This is a genomic window from Paenibacillus pasadenensis (assembly GCF_002864175.1).
Classification (GTDB): Bacteria; Bacillota; Bacilli; order Paenibacillales; family Paenibacillaceae; genus Paenibacillus_O; species Paenibacillus_O pasadenensis.
Map to the genome: position 1 here is coordinate 1,946,743 of NZ_NFEZ01000004.1, position 19,332 is coordinate 1,966,074.

Annotated in this window: 12 protein-coding genes; 10 read left to right on the plus strand and 2 right to left on the minus strand. The window is 64.4% G+C overall.

Going from position 1 to position 19,332, the window contains the following annotated elements; all coding sequences use genetic code 11:
* The first annotated feature begins 54 nt into the window (after positions 1–54).
* From B8V81_RS17800 to B8V81_RS17835, 9 genes are all read left to right on the plus strand, one after another.
* Positions 55–1,686 (plus strand): SWIM zinc finger family protein, encoded by a 1,632-nt coding sequence (locus B8V81_RS17800; RefSeq protein ID WP_164820169.1) that lies wholly within the window; start codon positions 55–57, stop codon positions 1,684–1,686.
* The gene (locus tag B8V81_RS17805; protein ID WP_101809453.1) at positions 1,686–4,553 is read left to right on the plus strand and encodes a DEAD/DEAH box helicase; all 2,868 of its coding nucleotides are present in this window, start codon (positions 1,686–1,688) and stop codon (positions 4,551–4,553) included. Before B8V81_RS17800 ends, B8V81_RS17805 begins: the two co-directional genes overlap by 1 nt.
* A 25-nt stretch (positions 4,554–4,578) precedes the next feature.
* Positions 4,579–4,746: a hypothetical protein gene (locus B8V81_RS25350; RefSeq protein WP_180968484.1), complete on the plus strand. Its 168-nt coding sequence runs from the start codon at positions 4,579–4,581 to the stop codon at positions 4,744–4,746.
* 175 nt (positions 4,747–4,921) lie between these two features.
* Positions 4,922–6,274, plus strand: coding sequence for an extracellular solute-binding protein (locus tag B8V81_RS17810; RefSeq protein WP_101808890.1), 1,353 nt, complete (start codon positions 4,922–4,924; stop codon positions 6,272–6,274).
* A 30-nt stretch (positions 6,275–6,304) separates the two neighbouring features.
* On the plus strand, positions 6,305–8,101 hold the full coding sequence (locus B8V81_RS17815) for a cache domain-containing sensor histidine kinase (protein WP_028597784.1): 1,797 nt from the start codon (positions 6,305–6,307) through the stop codon (positions 8,099–8,101).
* On the plus strand, positions 8,098–9,708 hold the full coding sequence (locus B8V81_RS17820; protein ID WP_028597785.1) for a response regulator transcription factor: 1,611 nt from the start codon (positions 8,098–8,100) through the stop codon (positions 9,706–9,708). The genes B8V81_RS17815 and B8V81_RS17820 overlap by 4 nt, the downstream gene beginning before the upstream one ends.
* A 103-nt stretch (positions 9,709–9,811) precedes the next feature.
* Complete coding sequence (locus B8V81_RS17825) at positions 9,812–11,437, plus strand: glycoside hydrolase family 3 protein (protein WP_240478951.1); 1,626 nt, start codon at positions 9,812–9,814, stop codon at positions 11,435–11,437.
* Between the two features lie 1,478 nt (positions 11,438–12,915).
* Complete coding sequence (gene pnpS, locus B8V81_RS17830) at positions 12,916–14,706, plus strand: two-component system histidine kinase PnpS (protein ID WP_101808891.1); 1,791 nt, start codon at positions 12,916–12,918, stop codon at positions 14,704–14,706.
* A gap of 106 nt (positions 14,707–14,812) precedes the next feature.
* Positions 14,813–15,529 (plus strand): response regulator transcription factor, encoded by a 717-nt coding sequence (locus B8V81_RS17835; RefSeq protein ID WP_028597788.1) that lies wholly within the window; start codon positions 14,813–14,815, stop codon positions 15,527–15,529.
* Between the two features lie 207 nt (positions 15,530–15,736).
* On the opposite strand, the gene B8V81_RS17840 is transcribed toward B8V81_RS17835, so the two are convergent.
* The gene (locus B8V81_RS17840; protein ID WP_028597789.1) at positions 15,737–16,606 is read right to left on the minus strand and encodes a helix-turn-helix domain-containing protein; all 870 of its coding nucleotides are present in this window, start codon (positions 16,604–16,606) and stop codon (positions 15,737–15,739) included.
* A gap of 172 nt (positions 16,607–16,778) precedes the next feature.
* Here B8V81_RS17840 and B8V81_RS17845 point away from each other — a divergent pair, with 172 nt between their 5' ends.
* Positions 16,779–17,858: a Gfo/Idh/MocA family protein gene (locus B8V81_RS17845; protein ID WP_028597790.1), complete on the plus strand. Its 1,080-nt coding sequence runs from the start codon at positions 16,779–16,781 to the stop codon at positions 17,856–17,858.
* A gap of 78 nt (positions 17,859–17,936) precedes the next feature.
* Here B8V81_RS17845 and B8V81_RS17850 read toward each other — a convergent pair whose 3' ends face one another.
* On the minus strand, positions 17,937–19,115 hold the full coding sequence (locus tag B8V81_RS17850) for a M20 family metallopeptidase (RefSeq protein ID WP_101808892.1): 1,179 nt from the start codon (positions 19,113–19,115) through the stop codon (positions 17,937–17,939).
* Positions 19,116–19,332: the final 217 nt, after the last annotated feature.

Sequence of the window (19,332 nt, forward strand, 5' to 3'; positions counted from 1 at the left end):
GCCGAAACAGAAAAGCGGGGGACAGCCATGCGAGCGGACGGGATCTCGGAAACGTTGCTGAACGATATCGAGCGGAAGATCTCCGACTACACGCGGAAAGACATCATCGCGCGCGGCTGGGATTACTACGCCCAAGGACGAGTGAAGTCGGTGCAGGAGGCCGGCTCGCGGCTGCTGGCCGCCGTCAAGGGCACGGAGCCCTACCACGTCGTGCTCGGCGCGCAATTCGACGACAACACATGCGACTGCCCGTATTCGGGCTGGTGCAAGCATATAGTGGCCTCGTACTTCGCCGCGCTGGAGCTGCAGGGCGGCGAGCCGAAGCGGGCGCTCGAGCGGCTGACGGGCGCCGGGCCGGTGACGGTCAGCCGGCTGGAAAGAGAAGCGCCCGCCGAGCAGGCCGAATCGCCGGCGCAAGCGGCGGCGGGAGGCATCGACGAGCAGTCGAGCCCGCAGGAATGGATGGAATGGATGGAGCGCCGGTTCGGCCGCACCTGGCAAGGCTGCCGGCATACGCTGCATCCGCTGCAGCCGGTGCTGTCGGCGCTCAAGGGGGCGGCGCGCGACTGGCCCAAGCCGCTCCAGGCGATGCATTGGATGTACAGCATTCTGTTCATCCTGGAGCAGGCGGAGCGGGCGATCAAGCTGACGGATCCGTTCAGCCGCTATTATCAGGAAATGAGCTTCGCCCGGATGGCGGAGCCGTGGATCGAGCATTACTACTCGCTCGCCGAGCGCCAGGCGGCGGAGCCTGCCGGTCAAGCAGGCCTGGCTTGGCAGGCGGAGCTGGCCTCCTACCTGCGGGGCCAAGCCGCGTCGGCCGAGCCGAAGCTGTTCCGCTGGGATCAGCTTTATCTCGGCTTCATCTCGCCGCTGCTGGCCGATCCGGCCTGGCTGCAGGGCGAGCGCGCGGAGCTGGAGCGGATGCTTTTGGAGGCGGGCTCCGCGCGGCAAGCGGCGGCGCAATCGGAGCCTGCCGGCGAAGCGGGCGCTCCTGCGGCGGCGGATCTCGAACGCGGCTTCGCTTTCGCGAACGCGGCGCTCGCCTGCCTCGACGCCGCCCAGGGAGAGGACGCGAAGGCGGTGGAGCGGCTGCGGCAGGCGGCGCCGGACGCGGTCGCCAGCCTCGCGCTGGATTATGCCCGCATCCGCCTGGAGCAGCGCGGCTGGAATGATTTCGCCATCTGGATGGACTTCCTTGATCCGATCGCCGGTAGCAAGCGGGGCAATCTGCTGACCTCGTACCTGCAGCTGTGCCGCGACGCCGATCTCGCCCGGCCGGACGATCCGTCCTGGCAGCGGCGCATGGCCGACAAGCTGCCTTACTCGTACATGTCGCTGGCCGACCTGCTGCTGGAAAAGGGCTGCTTCGAGGAATGGGCGGACCTGCAGCTGGCGATGGGGCTGCGGCCCGACGAGCTCGATCCGGCGGACCTGCGGCTCGTCTCGAAACGCGCGCCGTCCGTCATGATTCCGCTGTACCATCAGGCGGTGGAGGGCTGGATCGCGATGCGCAACCGGCAGAGCTACCGGATGGCGGTCAAGCAGCTCAAGAAGCTGGAGAAGCTGTACGCGGCCGAGAAGCGGACCGCGGAGTGGAAGCTGTACCTCGACCGGACCGTCTCCAAGTACCAGCGGATGCGGGCATTCCAGGAAGAACTGCGGAAAGGAACCATGCTGAAATGATGAAGGGATTCTCTGCCGCGCGACCGATCGTCGTGGACGGCTATTGGAACGGCAGCGGCATCGTGCTTCAAGCCGAGGACGCAGGCGAGCTCGAAGCCCGGCTCAAGGATCTGCTGTTCGCCTGGCATGTGCCTTCCTGGTACGGCGCCGACATCGACTACGTCGAGTCCGACCCGACGCGCAAGGCGAAGCCGATGCTGCTGCGGCCGCTGACGGCGCTCGACTACCTGCTGTCGCCGCGGCCGGTGCGCATGCTTTCGCTCGGCTGGTCCAGCCAGGCGCAGGAGCTTCGCGCCGGCGCGATCCGCATCCGCGAAGCGCTCGAGAGCGGCGGCTTCGAGCCGGACTGGAGCCGCTGGACGGACGGAGCGCGCGGCTGGCGCTTCCGCGACGAAGCGGGCCGGACGGCGGAGGCTCCGTCGTGGCTGTCCGCCTGGCTCGGCGCCTGCGTCGAGCAGCTGCTCGACGAGGATGCGGGCGCGCAGGCGGCCTGGAGCGGCCTCGCCCGGGCGCTCGGCCCGGCGCTGGAGCGCCGGTCGCCGGACGAGGAGGACTGGTACATCGGCCTCGGGCTCAAGCAGGACCGGTTCCCGTTCCGCATCGCGCTGCAGCTCGCTGAGCCCGGCGATGACGGCGTCTGGCGGCTGCGAGCCGCGCTGCGCGGACGCGCGGCGGACGCCGGCTGGATCCCGCTGGAGCGCGGCGCCAGACCGGGCAGCTGGCGTCCGGCCGCAGGCTCGGAGCTGAGCCTGCCGGAGGAATGGCTGCCGCTGCTGGAGGAGCGCCTCGCCAAGGAAGAAGGCAAGTGGCGCACGGCGCTGCCGGATTGGAGCGGCGACGACGAGATGGTCAAGCGCGAGCTGGCGGACGAGGAGGCGTGGCGCTTCCTGGAGCAGGCGAGCCTGCAGCTGCTCGATGCCGGAGCGGCGGTGCTGCTGCCCGGCTGGTGGGAATCGGTGCGCAAGCGCCGCGTGCGGCTCAAGGCGAAGCTGCGCTCCGCCGCCGGCTCGGCGGAGCAGCCGATGTTCGGCCTGTCGCAGATCGTGCAGTTCGACTGGAAGCTGGCTCTCGGCGGCGCCGACCTTTCGGAGGAGGAGTTCATGCAGCTCGCGGCGCAGAACAAGCGGCTCATGAAGATCGACGGCGAGTGGGTCCATCTCCATCCGGAGGACATCACCCGCATCCGCAGCTGGATCAAGAAGAACGGCGGCAAGAAAGGTCTCAGCTTCCGCGAGATCATGCAGATGCATCTGCAGGGCGGGATCGTCCTGAACGAGGAGGCCGAGGAAGGCGAGGAGCTGCTCAAGGCGGAGGTGGAGCTGAACGCCCATCTGGAGCAGCTGATGAACCGGCTGCAGGACACGTCCGAGCTGCCGCTCGTCGACGTGCCCGACTCGTTCCGCGGGCAGCTTCGGCCGTATCAGCACCAAGGCGTGTCGTGGCTCGCGTTCCTGCGGCGGTTCGGCCTCGGCGCGACGCTGGCGGACGATATGGGCCTGGGCAAGACGATCCAGTTCACCGCCTATCTGCTTCATGTCAAGGAATCCGGCGCCGCGGCCGGAGAGCCGGCGCGGCCGTCGCTGCTCATCTGTCCGACGTCGGTCATCGGCAACTGGGAAAAGGAGCTGCAGCGCTTCGCGCCGGGACTCGAGGTGCGGCTGCATTACGGTCCGCGCCGCGCGCGCGGCAAGGAAGCCTTCCAGGAGTTCGCGGCCGGCGCCGATCTCGTCATCACGTCCTACGCGCTGACGTCGCTCGACGAGGAGGAGCTGAGCGGCTTCGAATGGGAGAGCCTCTGCCTCGACGAGGCGCAGAACATCAAGAACGTCTATACGAAGCAGTCGTCGGCGATCCGCGGCTTGCCGAGCCGCCACCGCATCGCGCTGACCGGCACGCCGATGGAGAACCGGCTGAGCGAGCTGTGGTCGATCTACGATTTTGCCAATCCGGGCTATCTCGGCACGCTGCCGGAGTTCCGGCGAGCCGTCATCCTGCCGATCGAGAGGGACCGCGACGCGGAGCGCATCGCCTCGCTGCAGCGGCGGATCAAGCCGTTCATGCTGCGCCGGCTCAAGAAGGACCCGGCGATCCAGCTGTCGCTGCCGGAGAAGAACGAAGGCCAGGTGTACGTGACGCTGACGGCCGAGCAAGGCGCGCTGTACGAGACGATCGTCTCCGAGCTGCTCGAGAAGCTCGACACGCTCGCGCCGATGCAGCGCCGCGGCCTGATCCTCGCCTCGATCACGAGGCTCAAGCAGGTATGCGACCATCCGGCGCTGCTGCTCGGAGAGGACGCGGCGACCGGGGACTGGTCGCCGGAGCGCTCCGCCAAGCTGATGCGGCTGGTCGAGATGTGCGAGGAGATCGCCGCCGAGGGCGAGCGCGCGCTCATCTTCACGCAGTTCGTCGACATGGGCGCGGCGCTGCAGCGGCTGCTTGAAAAGCGGCTCGCCCTGCCTGTGCCGTATCTGCATGGCGGCGTGCCCAAGGCGCGGCGCGACGAGATGATCGAGGCGTTCCAGGATCCGGAGCGGCCGCATGGAGCGTTCGTGCTCTCGCTCAAGGCCGGGGGCACTGGCCTCAATCTGACGGAGGCGAACCATGTGTTCCACTTCGACCGCTGGTGGAATCCCGCCGTCGAGAACCAGGCGACGGATCGCGCGTTCCGGATCGGCCAGCGGCGCCAGGTGCAGGTGCATAAGTTCGTCGCGCTGGGCACGCTTGAGGAGCGAATCCACGAGATGATCGAGCGCAAGCAGTCGCTGAGCGAGCAGGTCGTCAGCCAGTCCGAGCAATGGATCACCGAGCTGTCGAACGAGGAGCTGCGGGAAATTTTCACGCTCCGCAAGGAGTGGCTCGAGAGCTGAGCAGCGGCCAGAGGAGGGGGGCAGCATGATGGAAGACGAACTCGATCCGCGTCCGGGCCGTCCCGCTCCGATGCAGGACGGAGCCGGGCCGGACGCGCAGGCGCAGCTGGCGGCGGCCGAAGCGCTTCCCCCCGAGTGGGAGGCGTTCTACGAGGCGGTCCGCCAGGCGGCGCGCCGCCTCGGGCAGCGCTAGCGCGCAGGACTGCAATAAGGCTTCGAATGCCGGCTGAGCCGGCGTTCGAGGCCTTTTTTACAATACAAATCTATCCCTTGACAGTCTATTTTTCATCCTGCAAGCCGCTTGCCGTTCGCCTATAATGAATACAAGACATAGACTGTCACGCGGTCAGACAAGGGGAGGTCTGTCTATGGGCAAAAAAGGGCTGCAAGCGCTGCTGGCGCTCGTTCTGCTGCTCGGTCCGGCCGGCTGCTTCGGCGGCGGAGCGGGCGAGTCCGCCAATCAAGCCGAAGGCGGAGAAGGATCGGCGGAGGGCGGCGCGACGCATGTCAATCTGACGATCCGCCATACGCAGATCAAGCAGTCGGTCAAAGCCCGGCTGAAGATTCTGCAGGACGTGCTCGACGAGACGGAACGGCAAAATCCGGGCCTCAAGTTCCAGCTCGAGGGCATCGACGAGATCATCAATCGCGATCAGAAGCTAAAGGCGGAGATGGCGACGGGCTCCACGCCGGACATCTTCGAGGTGTTCGGCGGCTCGGACCTGCGGCTGTACGTCAAGGCGCAGCGCCTGCTCGACCTGACGCCGATCATCGAGGAGCTCGGCATCGGCCAGCAGTTCCAGAGCCTCGAGGAGTTCACGGTCGACGGCCGCGTCTACGGCTTGCCGTTCGGCGGCTACAGCGAGGCGATCTACTACAACAAGCGGATCTTCCGCGAGCTCGGGCTCGCCGTTCCGGCGACGTGGGAGCAGCTGATGGAGGCGTGCGAGCGCATCCGGCAGGCCGGCTACAGTCCGTTCGCGCTGTCGGCCAAGGATCCTTGGCTGGCCGGCATGATGTGGAACACGATCATGGACCGGCATGCGGGCACGGACAAGCTGCGGGCGATCGCCTCCGGCAAGGCCAAGTGGACCGATCCCGACGTGCTCGCCGGCTTCCAGGCGTATGCCGAGATCGTGGACAAGAGGTATTTCCCGGCCGACGCGCTCAGCCAGGAGGAGAAGCAGCAGGCCAAGGACCTGCTGACCGGCAAGGCGGCGATGCTGTTCACCGGCACCTGGGATCTCGCCGGCTTGACCGACGACAACGCCGGGCCGTACAAAAACGACATCGGCTACTTCAGCTTCCCTTCGGTGACGGGGGGCAAGGGCGATCCCGGCGCGCTCAACGCCGGCTACTCCAACGGCTTCGGCTTCTCGTCGAGCTTGAGCGGGGACCAGCGGCAGATGGTCAAAAGCTTCATCCGCAATTATTTCAACGAACAGGTGCAGAAGCGGATCCTGCTGGAGGACAAGACGCTGCCGTCGATGAAGCTGAGCGACTACGCGGGCATCGATCCGCTCATCTCGGAGGTGCTGCAGGTCGTGGGCAACGCGAGCCGCTCGTTCCCGGCGTTCGACTCCATCTTTTCCCCGCGCATGAACGCGGAGATCGGCATCGGGCTGCAGGAGCTGATCGGGCAGGTCAAGACGCCGGAGCAGGTCGCCAAGGACCTGCAGCAGCTGCAGGAGAGCGAGCCTTCGCCCGGCGGCGGCAGCTGACGAACATCTTAGAGAGGAGCTGGAGAGGCCGTGAACCTGAGACCGAAGCTGCTGCTCGCCTTCATCCTGCTCATCGTCGTGCCGGTTGCAGCGTCGGGCGTCGTGTCCTTCCTGTATTACGAGCATCTGATCGAGAAAAAATACAACGAGCAGACGGAGCTGACGATGAATGCGGTCGGCCGCAACATCACGAACTTTTTCGACGAAATGAACCGCCTGACGGACGTGAACCTGACCAGCTCGGTCGTCCAGCATACGCTTAAGATCAACGCCGATCCGGACGGAGGAGCCAGCTCCCTGATCGCGATCGGCATGGCCGAGAAGGAGATGGGACCGCTGCTGTTCCAGAATCCGGCCATCAGCTATATCGCCCTCTACGCCAACAACGGCGCGCTGTTCCGCTCGACGCGGAACGATCCGACGACGTTCAAGCCGATCGCCTACGACAAGCTGAGGCTCCATCCCTCCTATGAGGAGGCGGTCAAGCTCAACGCCAAGCCGCTCTGGATCGGCCCCTACGAGCAGGAGGAGCTGACGGGCAAGGAGTTCACTCTGTTCACCCAGATGCGCCTCGTCAAGGACCGGGAAAGCCTGAGCGATCTGGGCATCATGGTCACCCAGTTCAAGTCGTCGGGCGTGGACGAGATCCTCACCGACTTCAAGGGCAGCGAGGACGACGGCTCGCGCTATTACATCCTCAACCGCAACGGGCTCGTGCTGCTCGACAGCGAGACGGACATGGAGGGCAGCTACATCAGCAGCTCCAGCTACGCGTCGGCGAGCCCCGGCACGCCTTATGTGAGCGGGCGGGCGGAGTTCCTCCATACCGACAGCCTCGTCTCCTCGTACTGGCTCGGCATCAACGACTGGATGCTCGTGTCGGCCAAGCCGTGGAGCTCGCTCATGAGCGAGAACGTCGCCTTTGTCAAATGGATCAGCCTGCTGACGGGCCTCAGCCTGCTGTCCGCGGTGCTGTTCAACGTCTTTTTCGTCAACCGGGTCGCCAAGTCGATCATCCGCGTCGTGCGCAAGATGCGGCTCGTCGAGCAGGGCCTGCTCGACATCCGGGTGCCGGTGCAGGGCAAGGACGAGACGGTGCTGCTCGGCAACAGTTTCAACAGCATGACCGAGCGGCTCGGCCGGCTGCTGACCGAGGTGCGGGAGGAGCAGATCCGCAAGCAGCGGGCGGAAATGATGCTCATGCAGGCGCAGATCAAGCCGCATTTCCTGTTCAACACGCTGGAGTCGATCAACGCGCTGGCCGCGCAGAACGAAGGCGGCAAGATCATGCTCATGGTGCGCCGGCTCAGCCAGCTGCTGCGCACGAGCATGCATCAGAAGGAAGAGATCACCGTGCACGAGGAGCTCGAGCATGTCCGCAGCTATCTCGAGATCCAGAAATACCGGTTCGAGGATCTGTTCTCGTACGGGATGGAAGTCGACGAGGACGCGCGCGAATACCGCATCCTCAAGCTGACGCTGCAGCCGCTCGTAGAGAACAGCATCCAGCACGGCTTCGACGGGCTGGAGCGTCCCGGCGTCATCTCGGTGCGGGTCGAGCTGCGTCCGAACGCCATCGTGCTGACGGTCGAGGACAACGGAATCGGCATGGACGGACCGACGCTGCGGCGCGTGGCCGAGGGCAAGAAGGACGAGAAGTGGAGCCCGATGGAAGACGGGGAGCGGGGCGGACTCGGCCTGCGCAACGTGGCGGACCGGCTGCGGATCCACTACGGCCCTTCCTACGGCATGATGATCTGCAGCAGCCCCGGCGAGGGGACGATCATCCGCTGTACGATACCGCGCAATAAGGGGGATCTCGAATGACGGGCAAGGTCATGATTGTCGACGACGAGCCGCATATTACGCGCAACCTCGAGAAGGTCATCCCCTGGGAGATGCTCGGCCTCGAGGTGGCGGCTACGGCCAAGAACGGTAGGGAGGCGCTGGAGGCGCTGCAGGGCGGCGAGATCGACCTGCTGCTCTGCGACATCCGGATGCCGGTCATGGACGGCATGACGCTGGTCAAGACGATCCGCGATGCCGGCATGGATCTGGACATCATCATGCTGTCGGGCTACCAGGATTTCAGCTACACGCGCACGGCGATCCAGTACGGCGTGCAGGATTATATCCTCAAGCCGATCCCGTACGACGAGCTGACCGGCGTCATCGCCCGCGTCATGAGCCAGCGGCGGGCCCGGCAGCGGCAGCAGCAGGACGAGCGCGTGCGGATGAACGCCGTGCTCGACCTCGCCAACGAAAAGGTGCTGTTCGACGTGCTCAAGGACTATACCGACGTGTCGCACAACCACTGGCTCGTCGCCGAGGACGAGCATGAGCTGAGCGGCCGCTCCTACCTGCTGCTCGTGCTCGACATGGACGCCGGCGCGGAGGAGGCCAAGGACTGGCGGGAGTGGAACGACAAGGAGCGCAAGCTGTGGAACTTCGCGGTCGCCAACGTGCTGCGCGAGTCGCTGCGGCGCAGCGGCATGCGCCATGCCGTCATCCAGATGCGCGACGGCGAATGGTGCGTGCTCGCCGCGATGAAGGAGGGCTATCGGTTCGATCGGGGAGAGACCTCCCAGTGGATTGAAAAGCTGCTGGAGGAGATCCGGAAGCATGTCAAGCTCAGCCTGCATGCCGGCGTCTGGGGCGATCTGGTCGACATGAAGGGGCTGTCGACCGCGTACAAGCGGGTGCATCGCTCGATGCAGCTCGATCCCGAGGCGGAGCGGATCCGCTTCTTTACGGGGGAGACCTTGCTGCAGAACGTCTCGCATGAGGTGCTCTGGTCGAGCTCCGAGCGGATCCTCGAGGCGCTCAAGCGCGGCCATGCGCAGGACGTCAACGAGGAGATGAAGCTGCTCTCCTCCCGCCTGCAGTCGCTCGGCACGCCCGAGCTCGGCCGCATCAAGCCGGTGCTGCACTACTTCGCGCTCCATCTGATGCGCGAGATGAAGGAGATGCAGCTGCTCGGCAAGGAGCAGGAGGAGGCGCTCTGGCGCAAGCTCGACCGGCGCATCAGCGCCAAGGACCTGCTCAGCGTCATCCGCCAGACGGCGGACGCCGGCTTGGCCGGCTCGAGCGACAAGAAGAAGCATTCCGAGCGCACGATCGCCGAGGCCAAAGCCTACCTCGACCGCAACCTGTACCGCGACATCGGCGTCGAGGAGGCGGCGACCCGCGTCGGGCTGAGCACCTCGTATTTCAGCCTGCTGTTCAAGCAGACGTACGGCGAGACGTTCATCGAGTACGTCACGCGCCAGCGCATGGAGAAGGCGAAGCAGCTGCTGGAGAACACCTCCAAGAGCGTCGCCCAGATCTCCAAGGAGGTCGGCTACTCGGAGCGCCGCTACTTCACCAAGGTCTTCATGAAATATACGGGAGAAAACCCGACCGACTTCCGCGCGAGGCTGCAGCAGCCGGGTTGAAAAGGCTTAACTCTTCCTAGATTATGATCGCGAGTGCTGGTACAATTAATCGTGATGAACTTTATTTCGATCATTTTTCGAAGAGGGGTAGGAAGAAATAATCATGTCTATGATTGAATCGCGCAATTCGGCGCCGAAACCGTATGACGGGTGGTCGCTGCGGGAAAAGGCGGCCCAGCTGTTCGTCTTCGGCTTCCACGGCAAGCAGCCGTCGGACGATATTCTCGGCATCATCGAGCGGCACGGCGTCGGCGGCGTCATCTACTTCACGCGCAACATCGACGACGCCCGCCAGGTGCACGAGCTGTCCTCGCAGCTGCACCGGGCCGCCTCGGAGGCGGGACGTCCGCCGCTGCTCGTGAGCATCGACCAGGAGGGCGGCATGGTGGCGCGCATCGTCGACGGCGTGACGCTCATGCCGGGCAACATGGCGCTCGGCGCCGCGGCATCCCGCGAAGGCGCCTACGAGACGGCGCGCATCTGCGGCGAGGAGCTGCGCCTGCTCGGCGTCAACCTCAACTTCGCGCCCTGCATCGACGTCAACAACAATCCCGACAATCCGGTCATCAACGTCCGCTCCTACGGCGATCGTCCGGAGCTCGTGTCCGAGCTCGGCTCGGCGGCTGTGGAGGGCTTCCAGTCGGCCGGAGTGGCCGCCACGGTCAAGCACTTCCCGGGCCACGGCGATACGAGCGTCGACTCGCATCACGCGCTGCCGGTCGTCGCGCATGACCGCCAGCGGCTCGAGGAGATCGAGCTGCCGCCGTTCCGCGCCGCCATCGCGGCCGGCGCCGACGTCATCATGACCGCGCATGTCTGCCTGCCCGCGCTCGACCCGAGCGGCGTGCCGTCCACGCTGTCGCAGCCGGTGCTGACCGGCCTGCTGCGCGGCGAGCTCGGCTACGATCGCGTCATCGTCACCGACTGCCTGGAGATGGACGCGATCGACAAGACGTACGGGCCTGGCGAAGGCTCCGTGCGCGCGATCGAGGCGGGAGCCGACCTCGTGCTCATCAGCCATACGATCGGCAAGCAGCTCGCCGGAATCGACGCCGTCGTGCAGGCCGTCGAGGAAGGCCGCTTGTCCGAGGAGCGGCTGGAGAAGTCGCTCGACCGCATCCTTTCCTTGAAAGAGAAGCTCGGCGCCGGCGAGCCCCTCGCCTCCTGGGAAGAGAGCGCGCCGCGCATCGGCACGGCGGACAACCGGGCCGTCGCCGAGCGCTGGAGCGAGGCGTCCGTGACGCTCGTCAAAAACGAGGGCGGCCTGCTGCCGCTGCCGGCCGAGGGACGCACGCTCGTGCTGTGGCCGGAGATCAAGGCCGTCTCGGTCGCCGACGAGATGCTGTCGGGCGACGGCACGCTCGGCAGCTGGCTAACCAAGCTGCTGCCGAACGTCGAGGAGCGCCGCCACGATGACCCGCAGGCTCTCGACGGGCTGGAGGCGTTCGACCGCATCGTGTTCGTCAGCTACGACGCCTCCAAGCATCCGCAGGAGCTTGAGCTGGCGGAGCGGCTGCTGGCGGCGGCGAGCGACCGTACGGTCGCCGTTTCGGTCCGCAATCCGCTGGACCTGGGCCGGTTCCCGTCGGTGCAGGCGTTCCTCGCCGTGTACGAGTGCCGCCCGCTGGCGCTGCGGTCGGCGGCCAAGGCGCTGGCCGGCGAGCTTACGCCGTCGGGCAAGCTGCCGATGGCTCTGAGCAAGGCGTATCCGTTCGGATTCGGGCTGTAGGCCGGAATTGAATTGTGTAAAAGTCCTTCCTTCGGGAGGGACTTTTTTTATTGGACGAACAGGCCGCAGCGCGAGCCGAAGGCTGGAGTCGAACAGGCCGCAGCGCAGGCCGAGCTGACTGGGACGAGAAGCCCGCTGCGCGAGCCGAGCCTTTCTCCGATTCCACTGGAAGCCGGATGGCTTGATCCCCTGACCTCCTATGCGGAGGCCATCCGTCTTCCAAGAGGACCGCTGCCGCTTCTCCGAAAGGCATCGTCTCGCTTCGCTCCCTTCGTCCCGCCGCCCGCCTCCACCCCCTTTTTATAGGGGGTGGACCGTCTCCCGCATACCTGGGAGACGGCAGTCCTAACTGCGCCCAGCGCTTGGCCACGCCATGAGGGCGGGCCAGTAAGTCGAAAAAATCGAGTTAATAGGCGCTTGCAGGGGCGGAGTCGAGGCAGTAAGTCGAAAAAATCGAGTTAGGTGGAAGGCGATCGGGGAAGGTCGGGCTGAGTTACGCGGAAAAACCGAGTAACTCGGGCATGCAGCGAGAGAAACGGGTGGAGTTGCGCGGAAAAACCGAGTAACTCGGGCACGCAGAAGGAAAAATGGCGGAGTTACGCGGAAAAATCGAGTAACTTGGGTGTGCAGCGAGAGAAACGGCGGAGTTACGCGGAAAAACCGAGTAACTCGGGTGTGCAGCGAGAGAAACGGCGGAATTACGCGGAAAAACCGAGTAACTCGGGTGTGCAGCGAGAGAAACGGCGGAATTACGCGGAAAAACCGAGTAACTCGGGTGTGCAGCGGGAGAAATGGCGGAGTTACGCGGAAAAACCGAGTAACTCGGGTACGCAGCGTGAGAAACGGCGGAGTTACGCGGAAAAACCGAGTAACTCGGGTACGTAGTCAATCGGAGGATTGGGGAGCCATTGGTCAGCGGAGCGTCTTGTATGAGAGAGTCCATTTTTAGGAGCGGAGCCTTCCCGCGAAGCGGTGCATGATCAAGGACCAGGAGCGAAGCGGGCGGGGAGCTCGTGAAGAAGCGGCAGCGGTTCCCTTGGAGGCCGGATTCCACCCCTGCTGGGGAATGGGATCAAAGGAATCTGGGCTCCAGGGAGATCGGAACGAGCCCCCGTCCCGCGAAGCGGTACGGTCCTGCCCTCCATTTCCGCGGAGCGATGCGGTCCTGCCCTCCAAATCCGCGAAGCGGCACGGTCCTGCCCTCCAAATCCACGAAGCGGCACGGTCCTGCCATCCATTTCCGCGAAGCGATACGCTCCTCCCGCTCTGCCTCCCCGCGAAGCGATACGCTCCTCCCGCTCTGCCTCCCCGCGAAGCGATACGGTCCTCCGCTCCGCCTCCCGAGAAGCGATGCAATCTCGGCTGCATTTCCGGCCGTATGAAATTTTACACAAAGTTTACAATACTGCTATGGCGCCTTTGACTCGCGGGAGGTACGATAAATGGACGAATTCAGATGACAGCGGGGAGATTTTGGCATGAAGCGTTTTCGGGTCCGCCTCACGTGGATCATGATCGTCATGATCGGCCTGTCGGTCACGGCAGCCGGCTTGTTGATGGGCAAGACCTATAAGGACAACCATATCTCCGCCCTCGAGGAAAGCATGCTCCGCGAGATGAAGGTGATCAACGCCCACCTCGACTGGAGCCTCGCGGACAAGCCGGACGAGGGGCAGGCGTATTTCAGACAGCGGGCGTTGGATTTCAAGGAGCTGACCGGCGCGCGCGTGACGTTCATCCGCAAGGACGGCAAGGTGCTCGGCGACTCCGACTCCGACCCGAACGCCATGGACAACCACAGCGGGCGCAAGGAGGTGCTCGAGGCGGAAGCCGAGGGCTCCGGCCGGGCGATCCGCCACAGCGAGACGGTTCGGCAGAACATGCTCTACGTCGCCGTCGCCGCCGATCCCGAGCAGCTGCCGTCCGACCTGATCCGGCTGTCCTACAGCCTCGCATCGGTGGAGAGCAGCGTGAACAAGCTATGGACGGTGCTTATCGGCGGCCTGATCCTGCTCTTCCTGCTGTCGGCGGCCGTCAGCTACCGGGTCGCGCTCGGCCTGACGCGGCCGCTCGAGCAGATCACCGGCGCCGCGCGCCGCATCAAGGCGATGGACTACTCGGTTCGGGTCGACATCCGCAGCAAGGACGAGATCGGCGAGCTCGGCACGGCGATCAATGCGATGGCCGAAGGGCTGCAGGTGCAGATGAACCGCATCCAGGAGAACGAGACGCAGCTGTACAGCGTCCTCGACAACATGACGAGCGGCATCGTCATGATCCATCCCGACGGCCGCATGGTGCTGCTGAACCGCCGTGCGGAGGAGGTGCTCGGCTTCGAGCATCGCGAGATGGTCGGCAAGCACTACAGCGAGGTCAAGCAGCAGTACGAGCTGTCGCAGTTCATCCAGCAGGGCATCGACAACCAGGAGCCGATGCACGACGAGATCACGTTTTATTTCCCGGAGGAAAGGCTGCTGGAGCTCAACCTCGTCCCCGTGTACGCGAGCGACGACCGCTACGGCGGAGCGCTGCTCGTGCTGCATGACGTATCGGCGATCCGCCGCCTTGAGCGGATGCGCAGCGAGTTCGTCGCCAACGTCTCGCATGAGCTGAAGACGCCGGTGACGGCGATCAAGGGCTTCGCCGAGACGCTGCTCGGCGGCGCGGTGCACGATCCGGTCATGTCGCAGCAGTTCATGCAGATCATCTACGACGAGAGCGAGCGGCTCAACCGGCTCATCGGCGACATCCTCGAGCTGTCCAAGGTAGAGTCGAGGCGAGTGCCGCTGCAGCTGTCGCCGGTCGACCTGACCGCGTTCCTGCGCCGCTCGATCGAGGTCATGGAGCCGGAGGCCGCCAAAAAAAGGATCGCGCTGGAATCGTCGATCGCGGATGGCATTTTCCTGGAGGCGGACGAGGACCGGCTGCGCCAGATCATCATCAACCTGCTGCAGAACGGCATCAACTATACGACCGAAGGCGGCCATGTCACGCTTTCCGCATCGCTCGCGACTCGCGACGACGGCGTGGAGGCCGTGCGCATCCGCATCAGCGACACGGGCATCGGCATTCCGAAAAAAGATCTTCCGCGCATTTTCGAGCGGTTTTACCGGGTGGACAAGGCCCGCTCGCGCGTCAGCGGGGGCACCGGCCTCGGCCTGTCGATTGTGAAGCATCTCGTGGAGCTGCACAAGGGCATGATCACGGTCGACAGCACGGTCGGCATCGGCACGGCGTTCACCCTGGAGCTGCCGGTCATTCAGCCATAGGGGGAAAAATGATCTTTTTGCCTCGCCGCAGGGCTTGTCATGTTAAGATAGAGATAACAATACCGAGAACGGGCATCCGTTCCGGACGGCTGGAGGTTTGACGATCATGTCGCACAAAGTGCTTGTCATCGAGGATGAGCCCACTCTTTCGAGGCTGCTCTCGTACAACTTGACGCAAGAAGGCTACGACGTGACGGTCTGCGATCATGGAGGAGAAGGGCTGCAGGCGGCGATTCAGCGCAGCTTCGACCTGATCATGCTCGACATCATGCTGCCGGGGATGAACGGCTTCGAGGTGCTGGGCAAGCTGAGGCAGAGCGGGATCAAGACGCCGGTCATCATCCTGACGGCGCGCACGGCGGAGGAGGAGGTCGTCCAGGGCCTCAAGCATGGAGCCGACGACTACATCACCAAGCCGTTCGGCGTCGCCGAGCTGCTGGCCCGCGTCTCGGCGGTGCTGAGGCGCTCCGGCCATGCGGTGGCCGATACGGCGCAGCCGCAGGACAAGGTCATCCGAGCCGGAGACCTCGCGATCTATCCCGAGCGCTACGAGGTCATCCTGGCCGGGGAGCAGGTGCCGCTGCGGCCCAAGGAGTTCGAGGTGCTGCTGTATCTCATCCAGCGGCCCGGCATGGTCATCACGCGCGACGATCTGATGAATGTCGTCTGGGGCTTCGACTACATCGGCGGCCAGCGCACCGTCGACGTGCATGTCAGCTCCCTCCGCAAAAAGCTCGAGCTGGGCGCCAATTCGGTCTGCATCGAGTCGATCCGCGGCGTCGGCTACAAGCTCGTGCTGCCCAAAAAAGTCGGCGCAGGCTGAGCGGGCAGCGCTGAGCGCTGGCATAGAGAATGCGCCGGCGGGCCGCCGACGGGCTTGGCTGCCTCGCTTTCGGGCCGGCCGCCCGGCTTGGCCGCCTCGGGAAATGAGGCTGCCGCAAGCCTGCTCCGCGCCCGCCGCGATCGCAAAAAAGCTGTCTCCCCGTCGAGAAACGGGCGAGACAGCTTTTTCAATTCGTCGAAGCTTCGGTCAGCTGCGTCCCCAGGCGAGCATCTTCTTCTGGAATTCCTTGGGCGAGCAGTCGTTGTACTTCTTGAACATCTTGTAGAAATGGGCCATGTTCGGCATGCCGATCCGGTCGCCGACCTCGGAGATGCTCAGATCCTTCGTCAGCAGGATGCGCTCGGCCCATTTGATCTTCCGGTAATTGACATACTCGGTGAAGCTCAGTCCGATGGTTTTTTTGAAGTACTTGACGAAATAATAATAGCTCATGTTGGCCAGCTTGCACACTTCCTCGACCTGGATGCGGTCGGTGAGATGCTGCTCGACGAACGTCAGCACGGGCTTCAAGCGGAGGCGGTCGAAGTCGTCCTGGTCGGAAAGGATCTTGCGCTTGTCGTTGCGCAGCAGCAGCAGCAGGATGCGCTTGACGAGCATGCCGACGGCAAGCTCGTAGCCGATCTCCTTGACGGTCGTCTCGGCAAGAATGTCTCGAACCGTTTGCCCGATTTCGTTCTTGACGTGGGAGTTTTCCTGGAAGATGTAGTTCACTTGGCTGAGCGGGTGGTTCGTCTCCATGAAAAAGCGCATGTACGGCATCGTGCTGTGGTCGAAAAACTGCTCGAGGTCGAACTGCAGCACGATATAGTCGAGCGAGCCGGAGCTGCTCCGGTCCCGGTGCAGCTGGCTGGCGCCGATGATCGCGACGTCGCCCTCGGCGAGATCGAAGCGCTCCTCCTCGACATGGACCTCCAGGCTGCCGCTCAGGACGAGCAGCAGCTCCAGCTCGCGGTGATAATGCCAGTTGATGTGCAGATTATGGTCGCGCTGCGACCGAAAGACGCGCAGCGACAAAAGAGGGTTTTCATAAAGGACCTTTTCGTTATAGACTTCCAAGGGGGAGAGGCCTCCAATACCAAGATCGCATAAAACGAGCGCTAGAAAGAAGCTTTATTTTTGCCGATCGGTTCTCTTATACTTATTTTAGTGTTTGAAGCATGCGCCTTCAAGCGTTCCCCTAAAAAACCAACTTCGATCCACGTTAAGGATACCGGGAGGAAATGAACACATGTCCAAAGTACGTGTTGGAATCATCGGCTGCGGCGGCATCGCCAATGGCAAGCATATGCCGTCCCTGGCCAAAGTAAGCGAAGCGGAAATGGTGGCGTTCTGCGACATCGAGCGCGGCCGCGCCGAGGAAGCGAAAGCGAAGTACGGCAGCAGCGAGGCGGCCGTCTACGAAAACTACCATGACCTGCTGAACGATCCGTCGATCGCGGTCGTGCATGTATGCACCCCGAACGACTCTCACGCAGACATCGCGATCGCCGCGCTGGAGGCGGGCAAGCATGTCATGTGCGAAAAGCCGATGGCGAAGACGGCCGACGACGCCCGCCGCATGCTCGAAGCGGCGAAGCGCACGGGCAAGAAGCTGACGATCGGCTACCAGAACCGCTTCCGCGGCGATACGCGCTACCTGAAGGACGCTTGCGTCCGTGACGAGCTGGGCGAGGTCTACTTCGCCAAGGCCCATGCGATCCGCCGCCGCGCGGTGCCGACCTGGGGCGTTTTCCTCGACGAGGAGAAGCAAGGCGGAGGCCCGCTCATCGACATCGGCACGCATGCGCTCGACCTGGCGCTGTGGATGATGGACAACTACAAGCCGAAGGTCGTGCTCGGCCGCGCCTACCACAAGCTGTCGCAGACCGAGAACGCCGCCAACGCATGGGGACCTTGGGATCCGGCGAAGTTCACGGTCGAGGACTCGGCGTTCGCGATGATCACGATGGAGAACGGCGCTTCGATCGTGCTGGAGTCGAGCTGGGCGCTCAACTCGCTCGAAGTCGACGAGGCGAAGGTGTCGCTCAGCGGCACGAAGGCCGGAGCCGACATGAAGGGCGGCCTGCGCTTCAACGGCGAGGAGAACTCCCGCCTGTACGTCAAGGAGATCGAGCTGAACAGCGGCGGCGTCGCCTTCTACGAGGGCGCCTCCGAGGATCCGGGCGAGCTGGAGGCCCGCGCTTGGATCCAGGCTGTCATCAACGATACGGAGCCGGTCGTCACGCCGGAGCAGGCGCTTGTCGTCTCCGAGATTCTCGAAGCGATCTACGAGTCGTCCAAGACGGGCAAGGCCGTCTACTTCGACTAAAGCCCCAAAAACCTCAACAGCCGGCTGCGGAACGAATCCGCAGCCGGCTTTTTTGGCGTTCATGACGGTCCAATCGGGCTATCGGCCGCCCTCGAACTCCTCGCGGACGGCCCGGTACAGCGACTCGTCCGCCATCACCTCGAGCGCCGTCGCCGCGAGCAGCCGCGCGCCGGCCAGCATCGCGTCCAGCGCCTCCTCGCGCATGGCCGCATCGCGGAATTCGACCGTGTGCAGCCCGAGCTTTTCCTCCACGACCTTGAGGTAGGGATGGATCGCCGGGCAGCGCAGCGAAACGTTGCCGAGGTCGAGCGAGCCGTGGTCGCTGCCCGAGAGCACCTGCTCGTCCGGCACGCCCTCGAGACGCAGCATCCGCTGGTACGTCTCCGACAGCGCTTCGTTCGTGCGCAGCTCGTCGTAGCTGAACTCGAACGGCGTGATCTCGAGCCGGCAGCCGGTCTGCAGCGCCGCGCCTTGCGCGCAGGCCCGCACGCGCTCCGTCAGCTCGTCGCGATAGGCGCTGTCGGCCGCGCGCACGTAGAACTGGGCCGCGGCATGGCCGGGGATGATGTTGGGCGCCTGGCCGCCCTCGCTGACGATGCCGTGCACGCGGGCATCGCTGCGCATCTGCTGGCGCAGGGCGTTCACGGAGCCGAACAGCAGCAGCACGGCGTCGAGCGCGTTCACCCCGAGATGCGGGCTGGCGGCGGCGTGGGCGGTGCGGCCGTAATAATCGAACTGCAGCGCGTGCATCGCCAGCGAGCGGCCCGACCGCTCATGCGCGTGGTACGGATGCGCCATCAGCGCGAAGCCGCAGTCGTCGAACCAGCCGGCCTCGCTCATCGTGACCTTCGCGCCGCGCGTCTCCTCGGCCGGCGTGCCGTACACGCGGATGCGTCCGCCGATGCCGCATGCGTCGAGCGCTTCCTTCAGCAGCGCGGCGGCGGCGACGCCCATGACGCCGATCAGATGATGCCCGCATGCATGCCCGATGTCCGGCAGGGCGTCGTACTCGCACAGCAGTCCGGCCACCGGGCCGGGCCGGCCGGTATCGTACTCCGCCACGAACGCCGTCGGCAGGCCGAGCACGCCGCGCTTCACGTCGAAGCCTTGCCTCTCCAGCTCGTCCGCGAGCTGCGCCGAGGCGTAGAACTCTTCATGGCCGAGCTCCGGACGTTCCCCGATCGCCCTCGACAGCTGCTTCCAGCCTTGTCCGCAGCGTTCTGCGGCCGCTTGGAAAATAGACGCGAAATCAGGCATAGCGATTCCTCCCGAAACAGACAATGTAGGATGGCGAAGCCATCATTCCTCCAGTATACCGCAGGATGGCGGGTGGAGGCGCGTCCAGTGGCCGAAGCCCCCTTTTTAGGGCGCCTTTCTTCCCTTTTAAAGAAATGGCAGGAGCATTGATGACAAGATAGCGTTTTCATTTTATTGAGAGCTTGCGTTTCGTAGCATAGAATGAACCAGAACGAAG